Origin of the sequence: Agrococcus citreus, from assembly GCF_039527715.1 — a bacterium.
Taxonomy (GTDB): Bacteria; Actinomycetota; Actinomycetes; order Actinomycetales; family Microbacteriaceae; genus Agrococcus; species Agrococcus citreus.
Window position 1 is genome coordinate 748,211 of the sequence record NZ_BAAAKK010000001.1, and the last position, 20,133, is coordinate 768,343.

General features: G+C 73.1%; 21 protein-coding genes. 2 read left to right on the forward strand and 19 right to left on the reverse strand.

Annotated elements, in window-relative coordinates; genetic code table 11:
• Positions 1-2 precede the first annotated feature (2 nt).
• Positions 3-587, reverse strand: a complete 585-nt coding sequence (locus ABD106_RS03710; protein WP_343917418.1) for a cyclodeaminase/cyclohydrolase family protein — start codon at positions 585-587, stop codon at positions 3-5.
• A gap of 81 nt (positions 588-668) precedes the next feature.
• On the opposite strand from ABD106_RS03710, the gene ABD106_RS03715 reads away from it, so the two are divergent.
• A complete protein-coding gene (locus tag ABD106_RS03715; RefSeq protein ID WP_343917420.1) occupies positions 669-1,544 on the forward strand; it encodes a VOC family protein in 876 nt (291 codons plus the stop codon).
• Positions 1,545-1,983: 439 nt separating this feature from the next.
• On the opposite strand, the gene ABD106_RS03720 is transcribed toward ABD106_RS03715, so the two are convergent.
• The 18 genes from ABD106_RS03720 to rplU all read right to left on the reverse strand — a co-directional run bounded on the left by ABD106_RS03720 (position 1,984) and on the right by rplU (position 19,649).
• Positions 1,984-2,784: an HpcH/HpaI aldolase/citrate lyase family protein gene (locus ABD106_RS03720; protein WP_343917422.1), complete on the reverse strand. Its 801-nt coding sequence runs from the start codon at positions 2,782-2,784 to the stop codon at positions 1,984-1,986.
• Positions 2,781-3,968: a CaiB/BaiF CoA transferase family protein gene (locus tag ABD106_RS03725; protein WP_343917424.1), complete on the reverse strand. Its 1,188-nt coding sequence runs from the start codon at positions 3,966-3,968 to the stop codon at positions 2,781-2,783. The genes ABD106_RS03720 and ABD106_RS03725 overlap by 4 nt, the downstream gene beginning before the upstream one ends.
• Positions 3,965-5,959 (reverse strand): SUMF1/EgtB/PvdO family nonheme iron enzyme, encoded by a 1,995-nt coding sequence (locus ABD106_RS03730; protein WP_343917426.1) that lies wholly within the window; start codon positions 5,957-5,959, stop codon positions 3,965-3,967. The genes ABD106_RS03725 and ABD106_RS03730 overlap by 4 nt, the downstream gene beginning before the upstream one ends.
• Entirely contained in the window at positions 5,956-7,323 is a 1,368-nt protein-coding gene (locus tag ABD106_RS03735) for an ADP-ribosylglycohydrolase family protein (protein WP_343917428.1), read from the reverse strand. Before ABD106_RS03735 ends, ABD106_RS03730 begins: the two co-directional genes overlap by 4 nt.
• The gene (locus tag ABD106_RS03740) at positions 7,320-8,471 is read right to left on the reverse strand and encodes an ADP-ribosylglycohydrolase family protein (RefSeq protein ID WP_343917430.1); all 1,152 of its coding nucleotides are present in this window, start codon (positions 8,469-8,471) and stop codon (positions 7,320-7,322) included. The genes ABD106_RS03735 and ABD106_RS03740 overlap by 4 nt, the downstream gene beginning before the upstream one ends.
• A gap of 114 nt (positions 8,472-8,585) precedes the next feature.
• Positions 8,586-9,884: an ABC transporter substrate-binding protein gene (locus ABD106_RS03745; RefSeq protein ID WP_343917432.1), complete on the reverse strand. Its 1,299-nt coding sequence runs from the start codon at positions 9,882-9,884 to the stop codon at positions 8,586-8,588.
• 48 nt (positions 9,885-9,932) lie between these two features.
• Positions 9,933-10,769, reverse strand: coding sequence for a carbohydrate ABC transporter permease (locus ABD106_RS03750; protein ID WP_343917434.1), 837 nt, complete (start codon positions 10,767-10,769; stop codon positions 9,933-9,935).
• The gene (locus ABD106_RS03755) at positions 10,766-11,683 is read right to left on the reverse strand and encodes a carbohydrate ABC transporter permease (protein WP_343917436.1); all 918 of its coding nucleotides are present in this window, start codon (positions 11,681-11,683) and stop codon (positions 10,766-10,768) included. Before ABD106_RS03755 ends, ABD106_RS03750 begins: the two co-directional genes overlap by 4 nt.
• On the reverse strand, positions 11,680-12,699 hold the full coding sequence (locus ABD106_RS03760; RefSeq protein ID WP_343917438.1) for a LacI family DNA-binding transcriptional regulator: 1,020 nt from the start codon (positions 12,697-12,699) through the stop codon (positions 11,680-11,682). The genes ABD106_RS03755 and ABD106_RS03760 overlap by 4 nt, the downstream gene beginning before the upstream one ends.
• Positions 12,700-12,945: 246 nt before the next feature.
• Positions 12,946-13,326 (reverse strand): ribosome silencing factor, encoded by a 381-nt coding sequence (gene rsfS, locus ABD106_RS03765; protein WP_343917440.1) that lies wholly within the window; start codon positions 13,324-13,326, stop codon positions 12,946-12,948.
• 35 nt (positions 13,327-13,361) lie between these two features.
• Positions 13,362-14,558 carry a hypothetical protein gene (locus ABD106_RS03770; protein ID WP_343917442.1) on the reverse strand — a complete coding sequence of 399 codons (1,197 nt, stop codon included), beginning with the start codon at positions 14,556-14,558 and terminating at the stop codon, positions 13,362-13,364.
• A complete protein-coding gene (gene nadD / locus ABD106_RS03775; RefSeq protein ID WP_343917894.1) occupies positions 14,555-15,160 on the reverse strand; it encodes a nicotinate-nucleotide adenylyltransferase in 606 nt (201 codons plus the stop codon). The genes ABD106_RS03770 and nadD overlap by 4 nt, the downstream gene beginning before the upstream one ends.
• Positions 15,161-15,164: 4 nt before the next feature.
• Positions 15,165-15,344 (reverse strand): hypothetical protein, encoded by a 180-nt coding sequence (locus ABD106_RS03780; protein ID WP_343917444.1) that lies wholly within the window; start codon positions 15,342-15,344, stop codon positions 15,165-15,167.
• A 37-nt stretch (positions 15,345-15,381) separates the two neighbouring features.
• Positions 15,382-16,638, reverse strand: a complete 1,257-nt coding sequence (locus ABD106_RS03785) for a glutamate-5-semialdehyde dehydrogenase (protein WP_343917446.1) — start codon at positions 16,636-16,638, stop codon at positions 15,382-15,384.
• 49 nt (positions 16,639-16,687) lie between these two features.
• On the reverse strand, positions 16,688-17,467 hold the full coding sequence (proB, locus tag ABD106_RS03790) for a glutamate 5-kinase (protein ID WP_343917448.1): 780 nt from the start codon (positions 17,465-17,467) through the stop codon (positions 16,688-16,690).
• The gene (gene obgE / locus ABD106_RS03795) at positions 17,464-18,996 is read right to left on the reverse strand and encodes a GTPase ObgE (RefSeq protein WP_343917450.1); all 1,533 of its coding nucleotides are present in this window, start codon (positions 18,994-18,996) and stop codon (positions 17,464-17,466) included. Before obgE ends, proB begins: the two co-directional genes overlap by 4 nt.
• Before the next feature lie 78 nt (positions 18,997-19,074).
• Positions 19,075-19,329: a 50S ribosomal protein L27 gene (gene rpmA, locus ABD106_RS03800; RefSeq protein WP_343917452.1), complete on the reverse strand. Its 255-nt coding sequence runs from the start codon at positions 19,327-19,329 to the stop codon at positions 19,075-19,077.
• 11 nt (positions 19,330-19,340) lie between these two features.
• Positions 19,341-19,649 (reverse strand): 50S ribosomal protein L21, encoded by a 309-nt coding sequence (gene rplU / locus ABD106_RS03805; RefSeq protein ID WP_343917454.1) that lies wholly within the window; start codon positions 19,647-19,649, stop codon positions 19,341-19,343.
• Between the two features lie 156 nt (positions 19,650-19,805).
• On the opposite strand from rplU, the gene ABD106_RS03810 reads away from it, so the two are divergent.
• A complete protein-coding gene (locus ABD106_RS03810; protein WP_343917456.1) occupies positions 19,806-20,081 on the forward strand; it encodes a DUF4031 domain-containing protein in 276 nt (91 codons plus the stop codon).
• The last annotated feature ends 52 nt before the right edge of the window (positions 20,082-20,133 follow it).

Below are 20,133 nucleotides of genomic sequence, written 5' to 3' on the forward strand. Positions count from 1 at the left end.
GCTCAGTCGAGCGAGGTCGGCTGCTCGAGCGCTGCCACGCACGCGTCGCGCCGTGCGCGCAGCGGCGCCGCCTCGCCGGCATCCGCGTCGTCGAGCGCGCCGAGATCGAGGTCGACGGCGCGGAGCGCGGCCCGCGCGGCGCCGCGGACGAGATCGGCGCCCGCGAGCACGTCGCTCACGAGCTCCTGCTTCACGAGCGGCTCGGCGTCGACCGCGACCGCGAGCGCGTCGACGAGCACCTCCAGCAGGTCGAGCGGCGCCTCGGTCGCGGCGATGAGGGCCGTGGCCAGCGCGTCCTCGCGCGCGGCGCGCTGCCCGTCGTCGTCCTCGGGCGTGCCGCGCGCGTCGATGAGCGCGCCGAACGCGACCACGTCGGCATCCGCCGCCTGTCCCGCTCGCTCGAGCAGCGCATCCGCACGGTCGACGAGCGCGTCGGCCTCGCCGGTGATCGTGACGGCCTTGCGGACGAGGCTGATGCCGAGCGCGCCGGCGACCGCTGCGGCTGAGCCGCTACCCGGTGTCGGGTCGGTCGAGCCGGCGCCGCGCAGCAGCTGCTCGACGGTGCGGGACCACACGCGCTCGCTCACGTGGCCGGAGCGTAGACCTGCGGGCTGGACGCGCGCCGGAATGGACCCGGTGGCCGCACGTTGTCTCTCGAGGAGGAACTGATGATGACGATCGATCTGCTGCCCGATGCCACCGCCATGGGCCCGGTGATGCTCAAGACCGCCAAGCTCGCACGACTCGTGCACTGGTACACCGCCGGTGTGGGCCTCGAGCCCATCGCCGAGCGACCCGGCACCGTCGAGCTGGGCGTCGACGGGCGCACGATCCTCGTGCTCGAGGAGGCGCCCGACCTGCGCGGCCCGAACCCCGCCGACGCCGGGCTGTTCCACACGGCGATCCTCTACCCGACGCACGCGGCGCTCGCCGCGGCAGTGGTGCGCATGACGCAGCTGCCGAACATCCAGTTCGCCGGCACGGGCGACCACCACGTCTCGGAGGCGTTCTACTTCGCCGATCCCGACGGCAACGGCGTCGAGCTGTACGTCGACCGGCCGCGCGAGCAGTGGGAGTGGTCGAACGGCCATGTGTACATGACCACCGAGTTCATCGACCCCAACCGCTTCGTCAACGAGCACCTCGACCGCGGCAGCTTCGGCCAGTCGTCGCTCGCGCCCTCCGACGCGAAGGTCGGCCACGTGCACCTGCAGGTGGGCGACGTCGCGACCGCGCGAGACTTCTACGTCGACGCGCTCGGCTTCGCCGAGACGGCAGCGCTCGGCAGCACGGCGCTCTTCGTGAGCGCCGGCGGCTACCACCACCACATGGCGATGAACGTGTGGAACTCGCGCGGCGCCGGCCGCCGCGCCGACACGCTCGGCCTCGGCCGGGTCGAGATCACGGTGCCCGACGCGGATGCGCTGGGCGCGGCACGCCAGCGGCTCACGGCCCGCGGCGTCGCGGTCGCCGACGACGGCCGCAGCCTCCGCTTCGACGACCCCTGGGCGAACGCCATCACGCTGACGCCGGTCACCGCGTAGCATCCCCACCTCGGCCCGTGAGTGGCGCCTCCCGCACCTGAGTGGCGCCTCCCGCGCCTGAGTGGCGCCTCCCGCGCCTGAGTGGCGCCTCCCGCGCCTGAGTGGCGCCTCCCGCACCTGAGTGGCGCCTCCCGCACCTGAGTGGCGCCATCCCGATGGTCCCTCCGGGATGCGAGCGGAGCCCGCCGCGGACCCTGAGCCGGAGACCTAAGGCGCCACTCACCCACCGGACCCGCCACTCACCCACCGGACCCGCCACTCACCCACCGGACCCGCCACTCACGCACCGCATCCGCCACTCACGCACCGCATCCGCCACTCACTTACCGCAGGCCGCGCAAGAGGCGGCGCCGTTCGAGACGACGAGCTCCCCGGTCTCGATACGCGCGGCTCCGCTGTGCTCCTCGACCAGCGGTGCGGGCGCGGCGCCGCCGCGCGGCTACTCGTGCGCGGGGCGGCGGGCGAGGATGCGCTCGGCTCGGGGGCGCATCGCCTCGTCGACCATCTCGCCGGTGTCGAGGGTCGCGACACCCACGCCGGGCGTGAGCGCGGCGAGCACGGACTCGGCCCACGCGATCTCCTCCTCGCTCGGCGCGAACGCTCGCCGAGCGGGCGCGATCTGCTTCGGATGCACGACGGTGCGGCCGCCGAAGCCGAGCGCAGCCCCCGCACGGCAGTCGGCCTCGAAGCCCTCGAGGTCTGCGATCGCCGGATACGCCGACATGAGCGGCGCCGGGAGCCCCGCGCCGCGCGCCGCGAGCACGAGCCGGATCCGCAGGTGCTCGAGCATCGCGGGGCTCGCGGCGCCGAGGTCGCTCCGCAGGTCCGACTCGCCGATCGCGACCGACGCGACGGCCGGGTGCGCCGCGATCTCGTCGAGCCGCGCGATGCCCGCGGCGTCCTCGACGATCGCGTGCAGCCGCGGCGACGCGTCGCCGAGACGCTCGACGACGTCGTCGAGATCGGAGGCGCCGCGCACCTTCGGCACGCGGATGTCGACCCGACGCCCGTCGGCGCCGTCCGGAGCGAGCGCCTCGAGGTCGGCGAGCGCCCCGATCCGCACCTGCAGCCCGGCGGGGCCTCGCTCGCGGAGGAACGCGGCGACCGCATCGCGCGCGACGTCCTTGCGGTCGTGCGCGACCGCATCCTCGAGGTCGAGGATCACGATGTCGGCGCCCGAGTCGACAGCCTTGCCGAAGCGGTCGGGCCGGTCCCCCGGCACGTAGAGCGCGATGGTCATACGATCCCCCGGTCCTTGAGCGCCCGCGCCTGCTCGGGTGTGATGCCGAGCTCGGCGAGCACCGCGTCGGTGTCCTCGCCGTGCTGCCTACCCGTGTGGCGCACCTCGCCCGGCGTCGCCGACATCCGGAACAGCACGTTCTGCATGCGGATGCGCCCCAGCTCGGGATCGTCGATCGGCAGCACCGTGCCGAGCGCGGCGTACTGCGGGTTCGCCATCACGCCCGAGATGTCGTCGACGACGCCGATCGCCGCCTCGACGCGCTCGAACTCGGCGACGACCTCCGCGAGCGTGCGCTCGCCGATCCAGCCGCCGACCGCCTCGTCGAGCTCGTCGACGTGCTCGACGCGCGTGCGACCGGATGCGAACCACGGCTCGGCGACGACGTCCGGTCTGCCCACGAGCGTCATGACGCGCTCGGCGATCGACTGCGACGAGGTCGACACCGCGACCCACCGGTCGTCAGCGGTGCGGTAGACGTTGCGGGGCGCGTTGTTGACCGAGCGGTTGCCGACCCGAGGCTGCACGAGCCCGAGCTGGTCGAAGGCGGTGATCTGGCCGCCGAGCAGCGTGAGGATGGGCTCGATGATCGCCATGTCGATCACCTGCCCCTCGCCGGTGCGCTCGGCGTGCCGCAGCGCGATCGCGCACGCGTAGGCCGTCGCGAGCGCCGTGATGCCGTCGGCGAGGCCGAAGGGCGGCAGGATCGGCGGCCCGTCCGGCTCCCCCGTGATGGCCGCGAATCCGCTCATCGCCTCGGCGATCGAGCCGAAGCCCGGCTGCCGCGACATCGGGCCGGACTGCCCGAAGGCGGTCACGCGCGCGACCACGAGCGCCGGGTTCGCCTCGAGCAGCTGCTCGGGCGCGAGCCCCCAGCGCTCGAGCGTGCCGGGCCGGAAGTTCTCGATCAGCACGTCGGCGCCGCGCGCGAGCTCGAGCAGCAGCTCGGCGCCCTCGGGCTGCGAGAGGTCGAGCGTGGTCGTGCGCTTGCCGCGCCCGAGCGTCTTCCACCACAGGTTCACGCCATCCTTCGCCGGACCGTGCCCTCGGGATGCGTCGGGCCGGCGCGGATGCTCGACCTTGATGACGTCGGCGCCGAAGTCGCCGAGGAAGGTGGCCGCGAGCGGTCCGGCGAAGAGCGTCGAGACGTCGAGCACGCGCACACCGTCGAGCGGACCGCTCATCGCGGGCCACCCTGCTCGGCAGCGGCAGCATCGAGATCCCACGCGAGCCGGAAGCCGATCGCGCTCGAGCGATCGATGCCCGTGCGCAGCCACGCGAGCGAGCGCTCGGGCGGCTGCGGGCCGCCGTCGGCGTACCAGTCCGATCCCGTCACGGCGCGCTCGCTGCCGCCCTTGAGGATCGTGCGCCGCGTGATGCCGTCGGTCATCTCGCTCTCCGTCCAGTTCCACACGCGCGGACTGCGGCGCTCGAGCGATGCGCCCGCGACCTGCCACTCGTGATCCGTCGGCAGCCGCGCGCCGACGGCCGCGGCGAAGCGCCGTGCGTCGTCGAGGTCGACGTGCGTCACCGGAGACTCCGGATCCCCCTCGCGCGGCTCGAGGCCGGCCGCGACGCACGATGCGTTCCACTCGGCCACGCTCACCTCGAGCCGCGCGACCGCGACCGCGTCGAGCCGCGCTCGCACCTCGACGACGCGCTCGTCGTGCAACCGAGGCGGCAGCGGCTTCCACTCCTCGACGTACGGCGCCTCGCCGTACAGCCCCGTCTCGCGCCGCCGCCACTGCACGCGCAGGCCCTGCTCCCCCGCCGCGACGGGCACCGCATCGGCGGGCGGTCGCCCGGTCGAGTGCGGCACGCGGATGCGCTCGGTCGCCCGAGCGGGGAACGCGGCGTCGGCCGCTCCCGGGTCCGGATCGCCCGCAGCCTGCTCGAGCAGCGCCGGCAGCCACGCAGGCTCCTGGCCCCGCACCGCGAGCACGCCCGCGACGCCGTGCGCCGGGATCGTCAGCTCGCCATCGGTCGCGCCGCCCCGCACGACATCCCAGAGCGCGCCCTCCACCGGCGCGAGGAAGCGGCCGGTGACGGCCTCGCCGCGCCGGTTGACGAGCGTGACGAGCGTGAGATCGCCGAGCGTCCACGTCGATCCGAAGACGCCCGCGCGCGCTGCCCCGGTCGTCGCGCCGGCGAGCGGCGCCCACGCGCCCGCCTCGAGCAGCTCGTGGCACGCGCGCTGCACGCGCGAGATCGCCCGCAGGCTCGCGCGGTCGCGCTCGCTCCAGCCCATCCAGACGCCGAAGACGGCATCCCAGACGAGCAGGCCGGTGCCGTTCATCCACGCCGACTGCAGCTCCTCGGCGTGCGAGCGGTTCCACCGGCGCACGCCGTGCAGCATGTGGCGGCGCTCGACGAGCCGAGCGCGCTGCACGCCGGGCGCCTCGGAGTCGGCGAACCACTGCGCCCACGAGACCACGTGGTCGCGGAGCCGCTCGTTGGGCGCGCGCGACTCCCCCTCGAGCGCGAGCGGGCGCTCGCCGCCGACCGCGGCGAGGAACGCCGGATCGGCCTGCTTGAGCGTGTCGAGGAAGACGCCGTCGGCGCCGAGCGCGTCGGCGACCCGCCGCAGCGCCTCGCCGTCGGACAGCGCGCGACCCGACGCATCCGTCTCTCGCCGCGTGCCCGTGTCCCACGGGTTGTAGTCGAGGAAGACGCGCACGCCGCCGGCATGGAGGTCGGCGACGAGCGCCTCGAGCCCGGGCACGTCGCGGTACCAGTCGAACTGGTTGCGCTCGTCGATGCCGATGCACGGGTAGGCGTGCCACAGCACGAGGCCATCGAGGCCGCCGAGGTCGTCGTAGGCGGCGAGCAGCCGCTCGGGCGTGAAGCGGCGCGCCTCCCAGTCCCAGAGCCGCTCGTCCCAGAGCCAGATCTGCGCCGCCACCCGGCAGCGCGACGCCCAGGGTACGACGTCGTAGGCGGATGCGTCGTGCCCGAGCCGCTCTCGCGCGGCAGTGGCGAGCGCGTCGAGCTCGTCGCGCCACGCCGGCCACCGCTCGGGGTCGTCGGGCGCGGCCAGGATCTTCGCGATGTCGAAGTCGGCGTCGGCGAGCCGCGGCTCGCCCAGTGCTGGCAGCGGCACCGCGGTCGGCAGGTCGATCGGTCGCGGCACGAGCGGGTCGAACGCGTTCGTGGGCGCCTCGTCGGGATCGATCACGAGCGAGCCTCCGCGAGCGCGAGCGCGAGCGTGCGCGCGGCGAGGTCGTCGAAGCGCACGCCGTCGAAGCCGGCGAGCGTCGTCCGGTACACACCGCGGATGGGCTCGGCGAGCTCGGCCGGGATCGCCGCCGTCCCCGCGGCGCCCAGCAGGCCGCCGACGCTCGCGCCGACCGAGTCGGTGTCCCAGCCGCCCGCGACCGCGAGGCCGACGCCGCGCGCGAAGTCGTCGCGGCCGCGGAGCGCGGCGAGCGCGAGCAGCGCGGTGTTGCCGAGCACGTGCACCCAGTGCAGGTGGCCGAAGGCGCGGTGGAGCTCGTCGAGGCACGCCTCGTCGTCGAGCTCGCTCGCGGCGAGCGACTGCCCGAGCCGCACGGCATCGGCGAGCCGCGAGCCGCTCGGCACGCTCGCGAGGCCCGCGTCGATCGCCGCCTCGACGCCGGCACCGGCGACCGCGACGGCGGCCGCTCCGGCCATGAAGGCCGCGCCGTGCACGCCCGCACGGCGGTGCGAGAGGCGCGCATCCGCCACCGCGAGGCTCGCCGCGGCGCCGGGGTCGCCCGGGCTGGCCCAGCCGTACGCGTCGGCTCGGATGAGCGCGCCGATCCAGTCGACGAAGGGGTTGCCGCGCTCGGCCGCGTCCTCCGGCTCGTCGCCGGCGAGCAGATTGCGGTACGCGATGCGCTCTGCGGTGAAGACTCGGCCGGCGGGCAGCTGGTCGAGCCAGAGCTGCGCGACCTGCTCGGTCGTCACGCCGGATGCGTCGCCCGCGCGCTCCTGCGCGACGAGCGCAAGGATGGCGAAGTTGAGGTCGTCGTCCTCGGGCATGCCGTCGATGACGCCGTCGAGGCTCGTGGGCCTCGAGCGGCGGTTCCACGGCCAGCGCGCCCCGACCTCGGGATCGAGCCCCGCCTCGGTGAAGTAGCCGCGCACCGGCCAGCGGCCGGTCGACTCGGCAATCGCGCGGATGCCCTCGCGCGGGATCTTCTCGACCGGCTTGCCGACGAGGCAGCCGATCGCGCGGCCGAGCCACGCGCCCCGCAGCCGGTCGTCGAGGCCGTCGGCGACCGCCGTGCGCGGCGGCGCGAGCGCCATGGCCGCCCAGGTGTCGGGCTCGCGCTCGAGCAGCTCGGCCGGGCGCGGCATCGCGGTCGCCGCGTCGGTGACGCGGGCCGCGACGTCGCGCAGCGACCCCTCGGCACGCTCGGGCGTCGCCCCGCTCACCGGCGCCGCGAGGCTCCCGCCGGCCGCGACGAGCTCGTCCTCGAGCGCCGACACGTCGAGCCCGTCGAGGCGCGCCGCGACGAGCGCGTGCGCCGCGAGATCCTCGGGCTGGGTCCAGCTCAGTCGCAGCAACCCGCTCACGCCTCCAGGCCCAGCGTCGCGGCTGCGCTCGCCCGCGCTCGGTGGCGCTCGTCGTCGGCGCGCCACACCTCGCCGGCGACCGCTGCCATCACCGGCCCGCTCGCGCGCAGGTCGAGCCGTGAGGCGGCGCCGACCTCGTCGATCCACTCGGCCGGCACGCCCGCGAGGCCGTGCAGCGCACCCGCGACCGACCCCGCCATGACGGCGATCGAGTCGGAGTCTCGACCGTAGTTGACGGCGCCGAGCACCGCCTCGCGGTAGTCGCCGTCGCACGCGGCGAGCAGGCCGAGCGCGATCGGCAGCTCCTCGATCGCCTTCGTGCGGCTCGGCAGCCGCGCGTCCATCGCGGGCTGCCGGTAGGCATCCCCCACGGTGTCGTACGGGCGCACGGCGTCGCGCAGCACCGCGAGGCCGCCGTCGCGCCAGCCGTCGAGCCGGCGCCCGGCGCCGACGACCGCTTCGAGCGCCGCCCGGGTGCCGTCGCGCGCGAGGCCGATGGCTGCGTCGAGCACGTCGTCGAGGCTCGCGCCGGGCGTCGAGGCGGCCGCGACGGCCGCGGCGAACACGCCCGCCGCCTCGCGACCGTAGCTCGACTGGTGCGCGCCCGCGATGTCGATGGCCTCGGCGTACGCGCCACGCGCATCCCCCGCGTTGACGAGCCCGACCGGCCCGACGTACATCGTCGCCCCGCAGTTGACGACGTTGCCGACGCCGGCCTCGCGCGGATCGACGTGCCCGTAGTGCAGGCGCGCGACGAGCCACTTCTCAGCGAGGAAGACGCGCTGCAGCGGCAGCGCCTCGGCCTCGAGCTCGGGGATCCACTGCACCTGCCCGATCATGCGCGGCACGAGGTGCTCGGCGATGTCGTGCGCGGTGAGGTGCCTGCGCACCTCGGCGTAGACGTCGACGAGCAGGTTCGTCATGAGGGTGTCGTCCGTGACGTGCCCGTCGCCCTTGTGGTACGGCGCGATGGGCCTGGCGGTGCGCCAGTCGTCGAGGAAGGGCGGCACGATCCCCTCGATGGTGCCGCCGTAGCGCTGCTGGATGGCCTCGGGGGTGTTGCCCTCGGCCGCGCCGCCGAGCGCGTCGGCGACGGCCGCCCCCGCGAGGGACGCCGTGGCGGTGTCGACGAAGGATGCGTCGGTCATGTCGTCTCCGGATCGGTTCGGATGGGGTCAGATCGGTCGGGTGCGCAGCGGCGCGGCCTCGCGCGCCGCCGTGGCGGGTGGCGTGCAGGGCCGGAGCCCTGCACGGCACGGCCGCTACTGGATGGACTCCCACCCGTCGGTCAGCTGCGTGGTGAGCTGGTCGATGTCGATGGAGTTCGACAGGTACTGCTGGAACGCGGGGGTCGCGTACTGGTCCTTCCACTGCGGGTAGTTCACCGCGAGCTGGAAGGGCGCCGCCTCGAGCACCGCGCCGGAGGCGAGCATCTCTGCCCAGCCGGTCTGCCCCTCGGTCGCGGTCGCGAGAGCGTCGCGAGCCTCGCCGGTCGTCGGGATCAGGCAGTCGCCCTCGCCGACGGCCGCGAGGTTCTCGGCCTGCATGTAGTAGTCGATGAAGGCCGCGGCGCGGTCGACGTGCTCGGAGTCGGCAGACACCGAGAGCGTCTGCGGCGAGGTGCCCTGCGCGGCGCCCGCGCTGCCCGCGAGCGGCGGCAGCACCGTCCACTCGAAGCCCTCGGGCGCGGTGTCGGCGATCTGCTGCGCGAGGTAGGAGCCGCCGATGTACATGCCGTAGGTGCCGCCCAGGAAGCCAGGCAGCACGTCGCCGCCGGTCTGCGTGAGCGTGACGGGGTCGAGCGACTGGTCCTCGTAGGCCATCGCGTGGACGGTCTGCGGGATGGCGAGCTCGCCCTCGCCGACCTCGATCGTCGCCTCGCCCTCGGCGTCGACCTCGAAGAACGTGCCGTCCTCGCCGAGCGCGAGGTTCATGAACGGCGCCGTGGGCGACTTGAGGCCCCAGCCGAGGCCGTAGCTGCCGTCCGCGGTGAGCTCCTGGGCGATCGAGCGCAGGTCCTCCCAGGCGAGCGACTCGCCCGTGGGCACCTCGACGCCGGCCTCCTCGAATGCCGCCGTGTTGGCGAAGGCGACGTACGACTGCATGAGCGTCGGCGCGGCGAAGATCTGCTCGTTGGCCGTCACCGTCGTCCAGACGCCCTCGGAGACGTCACCGCGCAGCTCTTCGCTGAGGAACGGGGTGAGGTCGGCGAGGTAGCCGTCGTGGGCGAAGCCCGCCATGTCGGAGGCCTCGTTGTGGATGATGTCGGGAGCGTCGCCGCCCTGGAACTGCGTGACGAGCTGGTCGTGCACGTTGTCCCACGAGCCCTGCACGAGGTCGATCTGCGTCTCCGGGTGCTCGGCGTTCCAGGAGTCGACGATCTCCTCGGTCGCGGCGATCGTGGCGTCCTGGAAGGCGAGCGACTGGAAGGTGAGCGTCACCTCCTCGGTCGGGTCGGTGGTCTCGGTGGCGGTCGGTGCCTGGCCGCCGCCGAACGCGCAGCCGGTCAGCAGCAGGGCGCCGGCCGCGAGCGCCATCGCGGCGCGGGGTGTGCGGTGCATGGTGTCTCCTCGGGTGGATGGATGGATCGAGATGGATGGGTGAGGGCGTCAGCCCTTGACGGCGCCCGAGAGCAGGCCCGACGTCAGGCGGCGCTGGATGAGGGCGAAGAACAGCAGGCTCGGGATGGCCGCGAGCAGCGAGGCGGCCGCGAGCTGGCCGAGCTGCACCTGTCCCTCGGCGCCGACGAACAGCGCGAGGCGCTGCGGCAGCGTCTGGAGCGCCTCGTCCTTGATGAGCACGAGCGCGAAGAAGAACTCGTTCCACGAGCCGATGAAGGCGAACAGGCTCGTCGCGACGAGACCGGGGGCCAGCAGCGGCAGCACGATCGAGATGAGCACGCGCCACTTCGGAGCGCCGTCCATGGCGCCCGCCTCCTCGAGGTCGACGGGGATCGACGCGACGTAGCCCTGCAGCATCCACAGCGCGAACGGCAGCGACCACACGACGTAGACGACGACGAGCCCGCCGAGCGAGTTGCCGAGCCCGATGGGCTGCAGCATCAGGTAGAGCGGGACGATGATGAGGATGAACGGGAAGACCTGCGAGAGCAGGATCCAGCCCGTCGCGAGCTTGCGCAGCTTCGTGCGGAAGCGGGCGAGCGCGTAGGCGGCGGGCAGCGAGACCGCGACGACGATGACGGTCGTGACGAGCGCCACGAGCAGGCTGTTGCCCGCCGCTTGCACGAGGTTGGCGCGGTCGATCGCAGCCGCGAAGTTGTCGAGGTTCCACTGCGCCGGCAGCAGCTGCGGGTCGGGCGACTGCAGCTCGCGCTGGCTCTTGAACGCGGTCGTGAACAGGAACAGCAGCGGGAACGCGAGGAAGATCATGAACAGCACGATCGCGACGTACTGGAGCGCTCGACCGAGCGTGAATCGACGCCTCATGACTCACGTCCCTTCGCCTGCGAGCGCAGGTAGAAGAAGAGGAAGATCGCGATGACGATGACGATGACGTTGCCCATCGCGCTCGCGAGCCCGAAGTTGCCGTAGCGGAACGCCTCGTTGTATGCGAACAGCATCGGCAGCATCGTGCCCCACGCTCCCGCTGTCAGCACGTAGACGAGGGCGAACGAGTTGAAGTTGTTGATGAAGTCGAGCGTCGTGATCGCGATGATCACCGGCTTGAGCGCCGGGAGCGTGACCGCGAAGAACCGCTGCCAGGTGCCGGCGCCGTCGAGCTGCGCCGCCTCGTGCAGCTCGGCGTTGACGCCCTGCAGGCCCGCGAGCAGCGTGATGGTCGTCTGCGGCATGCCCGCCCAGACACCCACGACGATCGCCGCGGGCAGCGCCGTCGAGGCCTGGCCGAGCCAGTTGATGTTGTCGGGCAGCCCGACCGCGCCCAGGCCGCCGTTCACGGCGCCGTAGGTGGGGTGCAGCATCAGCCGCCACATGATCGCGATGATGACGGGCGGCATCGCCCACGGGATGAGCGCGAGCGTGCGCGCGATGCCCTGGCCCCAGAGGTTCGCGTTCAGCAGCAGCGCGAGGCTGAGCGACGCGAAGAACTGGATGATCGTGACCGAGAACGCCCAGATGAGCCCGATGCCGAAGGAGTTCCAGAAGAGCTCGTAGCCGGCGAGCTCGACGTAGTTCTCGACCCCCGTGAACTCGACGGCCGCGTTCCTGGCGGCGGTCGCGTTCGTGAAGCCCAGCGCGATGCCCTGCATGAGCGGCCAGACGCTGAAGATGAGGATGGGCAGCATCGCGGGCAGGAAGAGCAGCCAAGCCCCCTGCTCTGAGCTGAACCGCGATCGTCGCTTGAGCTTCCGCTCGGCGATCGTCACGTCGACAGCGCTCATCGGCGCTCCCTCCTGGTGGTGGACTCCCGCACGACCAGTGCGGGCTCGACGGTGGTGTGCTCGGTCGCCTCGGCATCGCCCCGAAGCACGGCGAGCAGCTGCGCGGCGGCGAGCGTGCCGCGCGCGGCGGCGCCGAGGTCGACGCTCGTGAGGCTCGGGATGGCGATCTGCGCGAGCTCGGTGTCGTCCATGCCGACGACGAGGCAATCGCCCGGGACGTCGATCCCGCGGTCGGCGAGCGCGCGCAGGGCCGCGACGGCGATGAGGTCGTTCGCGGCGACGATCGCGTCGATCGCGGTCGCTCCGGCGCGGTCGAGCAGCGCGCGCACGGCCGGCATCGCCGCGGCGTAGGTGAAGTCGTCCGCCGCGACCTCGAGCGACGGGTCGTGCTCGAGGCCCGCGCCGGCGATCGCCTCGCGGTAGCCCTCGAGGCGCAGCCGGCCGGGCGTCGTGTCGACGGGCCCGTTGACGAAGCCGATCCGATGCGCGCCGCGCTCGAGCAGGTGATCGATCGCGAGCCGCACACCGGCGCGCGAGTCGGCGCGCACCACGCCCTGCCGCGCCGACTCGGGCAGCGAGCCGATCACGACGGTCGGCACGCTCGCGCGGTCGAGCGCGTCGAGCACCTGCGGGCCTGGCCGCAGGGGCACGACGATGAGCCCGTCGATGAGCTGCGGGCCGAAGCGCTGGATCGCGGCGGCGACCGCGGAGGCCTCCTGCGCCTGGGCGACGAGCAGCTGCCGGTCGTCGGCGGCGAGCTCGTGCTGCACGGCGCTCGTCATGCGCGCGTAGACGGGGTTCGCGGCATCCGGCACGATCATGGCGATCTGTCCGGTGCGGCCGGACTGCAGGGCACGCGCGACAGCGTTGGGCCGGTAGCCGAGCTCCTGGGCGACGAGGCGCACGCGGTCGGCGGTCGCAGGCGATGCGCCCTGCCCGTGGAGCGCGCGGCTGGCGGTCGCGACGGAGACGCCGGCGTGCCGGGCGACGGCGGCGATCGTGGGCGTTCCCGCCATGGTCCCTCCGCCCCGGGCGCCTTCGCCCGTCTCGTGCCGATCGAGATTGGAAACGTTTCCAATCCCGTGACCAGGAGCGTACGACGAAAGCCCCGCTCGGCGCAAGCGGCACGAGCTCGCGGCCGACGAGCGGCCGACGAGCGGCCGGCGATCGCGCTCGGGGCGCGCGGAAGGACCGCCCGCCGAGGCGGTCGGGATCAGCGGGACAGCGTGGCCGCAGGCCCGTGGGCCTGCGGGTCGCCGCGCCTACTCGGCGGCGGCCGGTGCCTCGGGCAGCTGCAGGTCGATGACGCCCGCGTCGCGCCAGAGCCGCTCGAGCTGGTAGTACGTGCGCTCCTCCTCGTGGAAGATGTGCACGATGATGTCGGAGAAGTCGAGCAGCACCCACCGGCCGTCGGCACGGCCCTCTCGGCGCACCGGCTTCGCGCCGTCGACGATGAGCGCATCCTCGATCTCTCGAGCGATCGCGCTCACCTGACGCTCGTTGCGGCCGGTCGCGATGAGGAAGACGTCGGTGAGCGGCAGCTGGCCGGAGACGTCGAGCCCCACCAGATCGACGGCGAGTGCCTTGTCGGCCGCGCGAGCCGCGGCGCGTGCGAGCGCGACGGCCCGCTGGTCGGCGCTCATCGAGCGTCCGTGAAGTTGTGCGGTGCCATGCGTGGTCAGAGGATCCCTTGTGTGAGCGCCCACACGATCACGCCGACGACACCCGCGACGAAGACGCCGGCACCCGCCCCGATCGCGACGGGCAGCGTGTTCGAGCGCTGCTTCTGCGGTGCGATCTGCACGCGCGCGTTTGCGTAGGAGGACACGGCGCTCGACGCGCGCACCGGCGCGGTCTCGGGGCTCGTGACCTCGCCGTCGGCGACGTCGGCGTCGACGTCGCTCCCGTCGATCGATGCGCTGCCGCGGCCGGAGGACGCGAAGCCCTCGGGCACGTCGATCGATCCGGTGACGAGCAGGCCGTCGGCGCCCTCGAGCGAGAACTCGGGAGCGTCGGATCCGGCCGGCAGCACGAGCGCGTTCGCCGTGATCGACGAGGCGGACGAGCCGCCGGTGCCCGCGACGCCCTGCTCGCGCAGGTCGGCGATGTGGTGCTCCGACGTGTCGGAGACGACGTTGACGATGACGGGGAGTCGCTGCGACTGGCCGCGCGTCGGCCCGGTGACGACGAGCTCCTCGGCGGCGGCGGCCTCGGCGGCGCGACGGTCCTCGAGCTCGGCGGGCGTCGACTCCGCGACGCGGCGCGACGAGACGCGCGGAAGCTCGACGATGACCTCGTCGATCTCGACGTCGTCGACGTCGGCGTCGTCGATCGTGTCGAGGCCCTGCACGTCGTCGACCTGCACGCTCGAGCGGCGCGCCGACCACGGTGCGGGCACGGATGCCTGCGCCTCGGCAGGAGCGATCTCCGCCTCGATGACCTCGGCGTCGTCGTCGACGTCGATGCGATCCATCGCGACGGTCGCCTCGAGCGCGGGAGCCGGCTCGGGCGGCGTCGGGTCGGACTTCGCCTTCTTGCGGCCGAAGAAGCGACCGGCAGGCTTGGGGCGCGGCTCGTCGTCGACGACCGGCTGCGAGGGCTCGACCGGCTCGGCGAGCGCAGCGGGCACTGCCTCGATCGGCTCGGCGGGCTGCGCCGGCTCGGCCTCGATCGCGTCGACGACAGCCGCGTCGACGGGGGCGGCGGGCACGCTGGGCGTGGAGTGCCGGCCCTCGCGGGGCGGGGCTTCGCTCGGCAGCTCGGAGTCGTCCTCGGGAACCGGCGGCATGCCGCCCGTGCGGGCGAGCTCTGCAGCGCGCTCGAGCTCTCGAAGCTGCCGTCGCGTCAGCGGGCGGCCTTCGTTCGCATCGGTCATGCTGTCAGTCTCCGGTACAAGTCGTGCTTGCTGATGTATTGAACCACCCCGTCGGGCACGAGATACCAGACGGGATATCCGGCGCGGACGCGCGCACGGCAATCGGTCGAGGATATCGCAAGTGCGGGGATCTCCAGCAGTGAGACGCGGTCAGCGGGGAATCCCGACATCGAGAGCTGGTGCCCCGGTCGCGTGACCGCGACGAAGTGCGCGAGCTGCCACAGCTCGTCCTGGTCCTTCCACTCCACGATCGAGGCGAACGCATCCGCCCCCGTGATGAAGAAGAGCTCGGCCTCGGGGTGCAGCTCGCGCACGTCGCGCAGGGTGTCGATCGTGTACGTCGGGCCGCTGCGATCGATGTCGATGCGGCTGACGCGGAAGCGCGGGTTCGAGGCGGTCGCGACGACCGTCATGAGGTAGCGGTGCTCGCTCGGCGAGGCGCTGCGCTTCTGGTACGGCTCGCCCGTCGGCACGAACACGACCTCGTCGAGGTCGAAGTGCTGCGCGACCTCGCTCGCCGCCACGAGGTGGCCGTGGTGGATGGGATCGAACGTGCCGCCCATGATCCCCAGGCGGCTGCGTCGCTCCGGCGCGTCGGCGATGATGCTAGGCGTTGCCGTGCACGTCGTGCCGCTCGCCGCGGTGGGAGACGTCGCGGAACGAGCGCAGCACGATGGCCGAGATGATGAAGATGGCTGCGGCGATGCCGGCAGCGATGTACGGGCCCGCGCCCGGGTCCGCGTGGTGCTCAGCCCCCGCGGCGGCGAGGAGTGTCAAGGTCATCATGGGTGTGCCTCCGATCCAGCATCAAGCCTAGCGCGGCTCAGGGCCGCACCTGGCCGGTGCCGCGCACGATCCACTTCGTGCTCGTGAGCTCCGGGAGCCCCATGGGGCCGCGCGCGTGCGCCTTCTGCGTCGAGATGCCGACCTCCGCACCGAAGCCGAACTCGCCCCCGTCGGTGAACCGGGTGGATGCGTTGTGCATGACGACCGCGGAGTCCACCTCCGCGAGGAACCGGCTCGCGGCATCCGCGTCGTCGGTCACGATCGTGTCGGTGTGGTGCGTGCCGAAGCGGTTGACGTGCTCGATCGCGGCGTCGAGGTCGTCGACCACCCCGATCGCGACGTCCATCGAGAGGTGCTCGGTCGACCAGCCGCCGTCGCCGAGCGGGGCGGCGCCGTCGACGCCGGGGAGCGCCGCATCCGCGTGGATCGTGACGCCGGCCTGCTGCAGCGCGAGCGCGAGCGCCGGCACCGCCGCCTCGGCGATGTCGCGGTGCACGAGCACCGTCTCGAGCGCGTTGCAGACGCTCGTGCGCTGCGTCTTGGCGTTCAGCACGATGTCGAGCGCCATCGGGAGCGAGGCGGCACGATCGATGAAGGCGTGCACGACGCCGGCGCCCGTCTCGATGACCGGCACGGTCGACTCGGTGACGACGCGCTCGATGAGCTCGGCGCTCCCCCGCGGCACGAGCAGGTCGACGAGGCCTCGGGCGCGCATGAGCCGGCCGGCGCCGTCGCGGCCGAAGCGGTCGATCGTCTGCACCGACTCGCGCGGCAGGCCCGCGCGCTCGATCGCGCCCTGCATGGCGTCGACGAGCACGGCGTTCGTGCGCTCGGCCGCCGAGCCGCCGCGGAGCACGACGGCGTTGCCCGAGCCGAGCGCGATGCAGGCGAGGTCGACGGTGACGTTGGGGCGGGCCTCGTAGATGACCCCGATGACGCCGAACGGCACGCGCACCTCGGTGAGGTCGAGACCGTTGGGCAGCGTGCGCTGGCGCAGCACCTCGCCCACCGGGTCGGGCAGCTGCGCGAGCGCTCGCGCCGCGGATGCGAGCCCCGCGATGCGCGAGCCGTCGAGCAGCAGGCGATCGAGCAGGCCGCTCGCGAGGCCGGCCTCGCGCCCGCGCTCGAGGTCATCGGCGTTGGCCGCGAGGATCGCGTCGGCGGCGTCCTCGATCGCGATGGCGATGCCCTCGATCGCCGCGTGGCGCTGCTCGGCCTCGGCGACGCCGAGCGCTCGAGCGGCGCGCTGGCTCGCGGTCAGGAGCGCGTTGAAGTCGTCGAGGTGGTCGGCCATGCCTCGATCCTACGAGGCGGGCCGTGCGGCACCGCGCCGCCCCCGGCGCTCAGCGCTCGGGAGCGGGGTTCGGCTCGAACTCGGTGCCGAGGCGGTCGCCGGCGATGAGACGCTCGAAGAGCGGCGTGGCCGTGACGGTCACGCGCACGCCCGCGTCGGCGGCGAGCCTCGCGGCGTCGACCTTCGTCATGGCGCCGCCCGAGCCGATGTGCGAGCCGCTCGTGCCGAGCCGCACGCCGTCGAGCGGGTCGCCGTAGGGCACGTGCTCGATCGGCGCGGAGCCGGGCTCGTCGGGCGGGGCGGTGCGCAGCGACGCGATGTCCGAGAGCAGGATGAGCCGGTCGGCGCGCACGAGTCGCGCGACGAGCGCCGCGAGCCGGTCGTTGTCGCCGAAGCGGATCTCGTGCGTCGCGACCGTGTCGTTCTCGTTGACGATGGGCAGCATCCGCAGGTCGAGCAGCCGCTCGAGCGCGTTCCGCGCGTTCACCCGGTGCGAGTCCATGTCCATGTCGGATGCGGTGAGCAGGATCTGCGCTGCCACGAGCTCATGGCGCGTGAGGCTGCGCTGGTACCGGTTCATGAGCACGTTCTGGCCGACGGCCGCCGCCGCCTGCTGCATCGGCAGGTCGACGGGCCTCGAGTCGAGCCCGAGGAACGGCATGCCGGTCGAGATGGCTCCCGACGAGACGAGGATGACCTCGCCCGCACGGTGCAGCCTCGCGAGCCCGTCGACGAGCGGCTCGATCTGGCCGCGCCGCTCCCCCGAGATCGACGACGAACCGACCTTGACGACGACGCGCTGCCCTGCCCCGAGGTCGAGGCGCGTCATGCGTCCTCGTCCCAGCGCTGGACCTCGAACCCCTCGTCGTCGGTCCACACGCCGCCGGCGCGCTCGCCCTGGAGGTCGTCGCGCGCGGCCTGCTTCGCGTTCATGCGCTCGTGGTACTCGCGACGACGCTCCTCGGTCGTGCGGCGGTCGTTCTGGTCGAGTCGCGGATCCGTGCCGCGGCTGCCGACGAGCTCTGCGGCCGACGCGACGGTCGGCTCCCAGTCGAAGACGATGCCCGCGCCGGGGCCGATGACCACTGTCGCGCCCGGGACGGCGCCGGCCTTGAGCAGCGCGTCCTCGGTGCCGAGCTTCGCGAGCCGGTCGGCGAGGTAGCCGACGGCCTCGTCGTTGCGGAAGTCGGTCTGCGCGACCCAGCGCTCGGGCTTCGCGCCGAGGATGCGGTAGAGCGGGCCCTCGTGGGTGCCCTCGACCTTGACGACGAAGCCCTGGTCGTCGACGGCCTTGGGGCGCAGCACGATGCGCTCGGCCACCGGCTCGGCGGCCTTCGCGGCGCGGTCGGCCTCGACGAGATCGGCGAGCGCGAACGACAGCTCGCGCAGCCCCGTGTGGGCGACCGTCGAGATCTCGAACACGCGGTAGCCCATCTCCTCGAGCTCGGGCCGCACGAAGTCGGCGAGCTCGCGCGCCTCGGGCACGTCGATCTTGTTGAGCGCGATGAGCTGCTGGCGCTCGAGCAGCGGCGTCTGGCCGTCGGGCACGGGGTACGCCTCGAGCTCGCGGAGGATGACCTGCAGGTCGCTGATCGGGTCGCGGTTCGGCTCGAGCGTCGCGCAGTCGATGACGTGCAGCAGCGCGGAGCAGCGCTCGACGTGGCGCAGGAACTCGAGGCCGAGCCCCTTGCCCTCGCTCGCGCCCTCGATGAGGCCCGGCACGTCGGCGATCGTGTAGCGCACCTGTCCCGACTCGACGACGCCGAGGTTGGGGTGCAGGGTCGTGAAGGGGTAGTCGGCGATCTTCGGCCGCGCGGCCGACATGGCGGCGACGAGGCTCGACTTGCCCGCGCTCGGGTAGCCGACGAGCGCGACATCGGCGACCGTCTTCAGCTCGAGGGTGACGTCGCCCTCGAAGCCGGGAGTGCCGAGCAGCGCGAAGCCCGGTGCCCGGCGCTTCGCGCTCGAGAGCGCCGCGTTGCCGAGCCCTCCCTGACCACCGGCCGCGACGACGAGCCGCATGCCCGCCTGGTTGAGGTCGGCGAGCGTCTCGCCCGACGCATCCGACACGACCGTGCCGACGGGCACGGGGAGCTCGAGCGTGCCGCCCGACGTGCCGGAGCGGTGGTCGCCCATGCCTGGCTGGCCGTTGTCGCTCGATCGGTGCGGCGAGCGGTGGTACCCGAGCAGCGTCGTGATCTGCGGGTCGGCGACGAGCACGATGTCGCCGCCGTCGCCGCCGTTACCGCCGTCGGGGCCCGCGAGGGGCTTGAACTTCTCGCGCTTGACCGAGACGCAGCCGTGGCCGCCGTGCCCTGCGCGCAGGTGCAGCGTCACCTGGTCGACGAATGTCGCCATCTGCTGTCTCCTTCTGTGGTGCGAATGCGAGAACGGGGCGAGCCGAAGCCCGCCCCGTTCATCGGATGTCTATGTTCGTCAGCCTGCGGCGACGATATTGACGACCTTGCGGCCGCCCTTCTGGCCGAACTGCACGGCGCCCGCCTCGAGGGCGAACAGCGTGTCATCACCGCCACGACCGACGCCAGCGCCGGGGTGGAAGTGCGTGCCGCGCTGGCGGACCAGGATCTCGCCGGCCTTGACGACCTGGCCGCCGAAGCGCTTGACGCCGAGGTACTGCGCGTTCGAGTCACGGCCGTTGCGCGTGGACGATGCGCCCTTCTTATGTGCCATGTGTCAGTCCCTTACTTGATCTCGGTGACCTTGAGGCGCGTGAGCTCCGAACGGTGGCCCATGCGGCGCTTGTAGCCGGTCTTGTTGCGGTAGTGCTGGATGCGGATCTTCGGGCCGCGCAGGTCGGTCACGACCTCGGCCGTCACCGTGATCTTCGCGAGGGCGTCGACGTCGGTCGTCACCTTGTCGCCGTCGACGAGCAGCACGGGGGCCAGCTCGACGTTGCCGTTGTCATCGCCGGCGATGCGGTCGACGACGAGCACGGTGCCCACCTCGACCTTCTCCTGCCGACCGCCGGCGCGCACGATTGCGTACACCACGTTGGATCCTCACTGTTGGAACGACTCCCGATCGAGCCGGGACGAAGCTTGTAGCGCGCGCGGAGCCGCGACTTGCGCCAGCGAACAACGATACAGGTTCGCGGCGCATCCGGTCAACACGGGCGGCACCCGCGTGGCGCGCACTACCGTTGCCGGATGGCGATCCTCGTCGACGAGCCCCTGTGGCCCAACCATGGCACGATGTGGGCCCACCTCGTGAGCGACGCGTCGCTCGACGAGCTGCACGCCTTCGCCCGCGCGGCCGGCATCCCGGCGCGCGGCTTCGACCACGACCACTACGACGTGCCGGCGGAGCGCATCGACGCACTCGTCGCGATGGGCGCGGAGCGCGTGCCCCCGAAGGTGCTCGTGCGGCGGCTCATCGCGAGCGGGCTGCGCGTCAAGGAGCGCGACCGGCACCCGCCGCACTGAGCGCGCCGAGCGCCGAGGAGCGCCTGCAGACGCGAGTCGGGCTGCTGCTCGA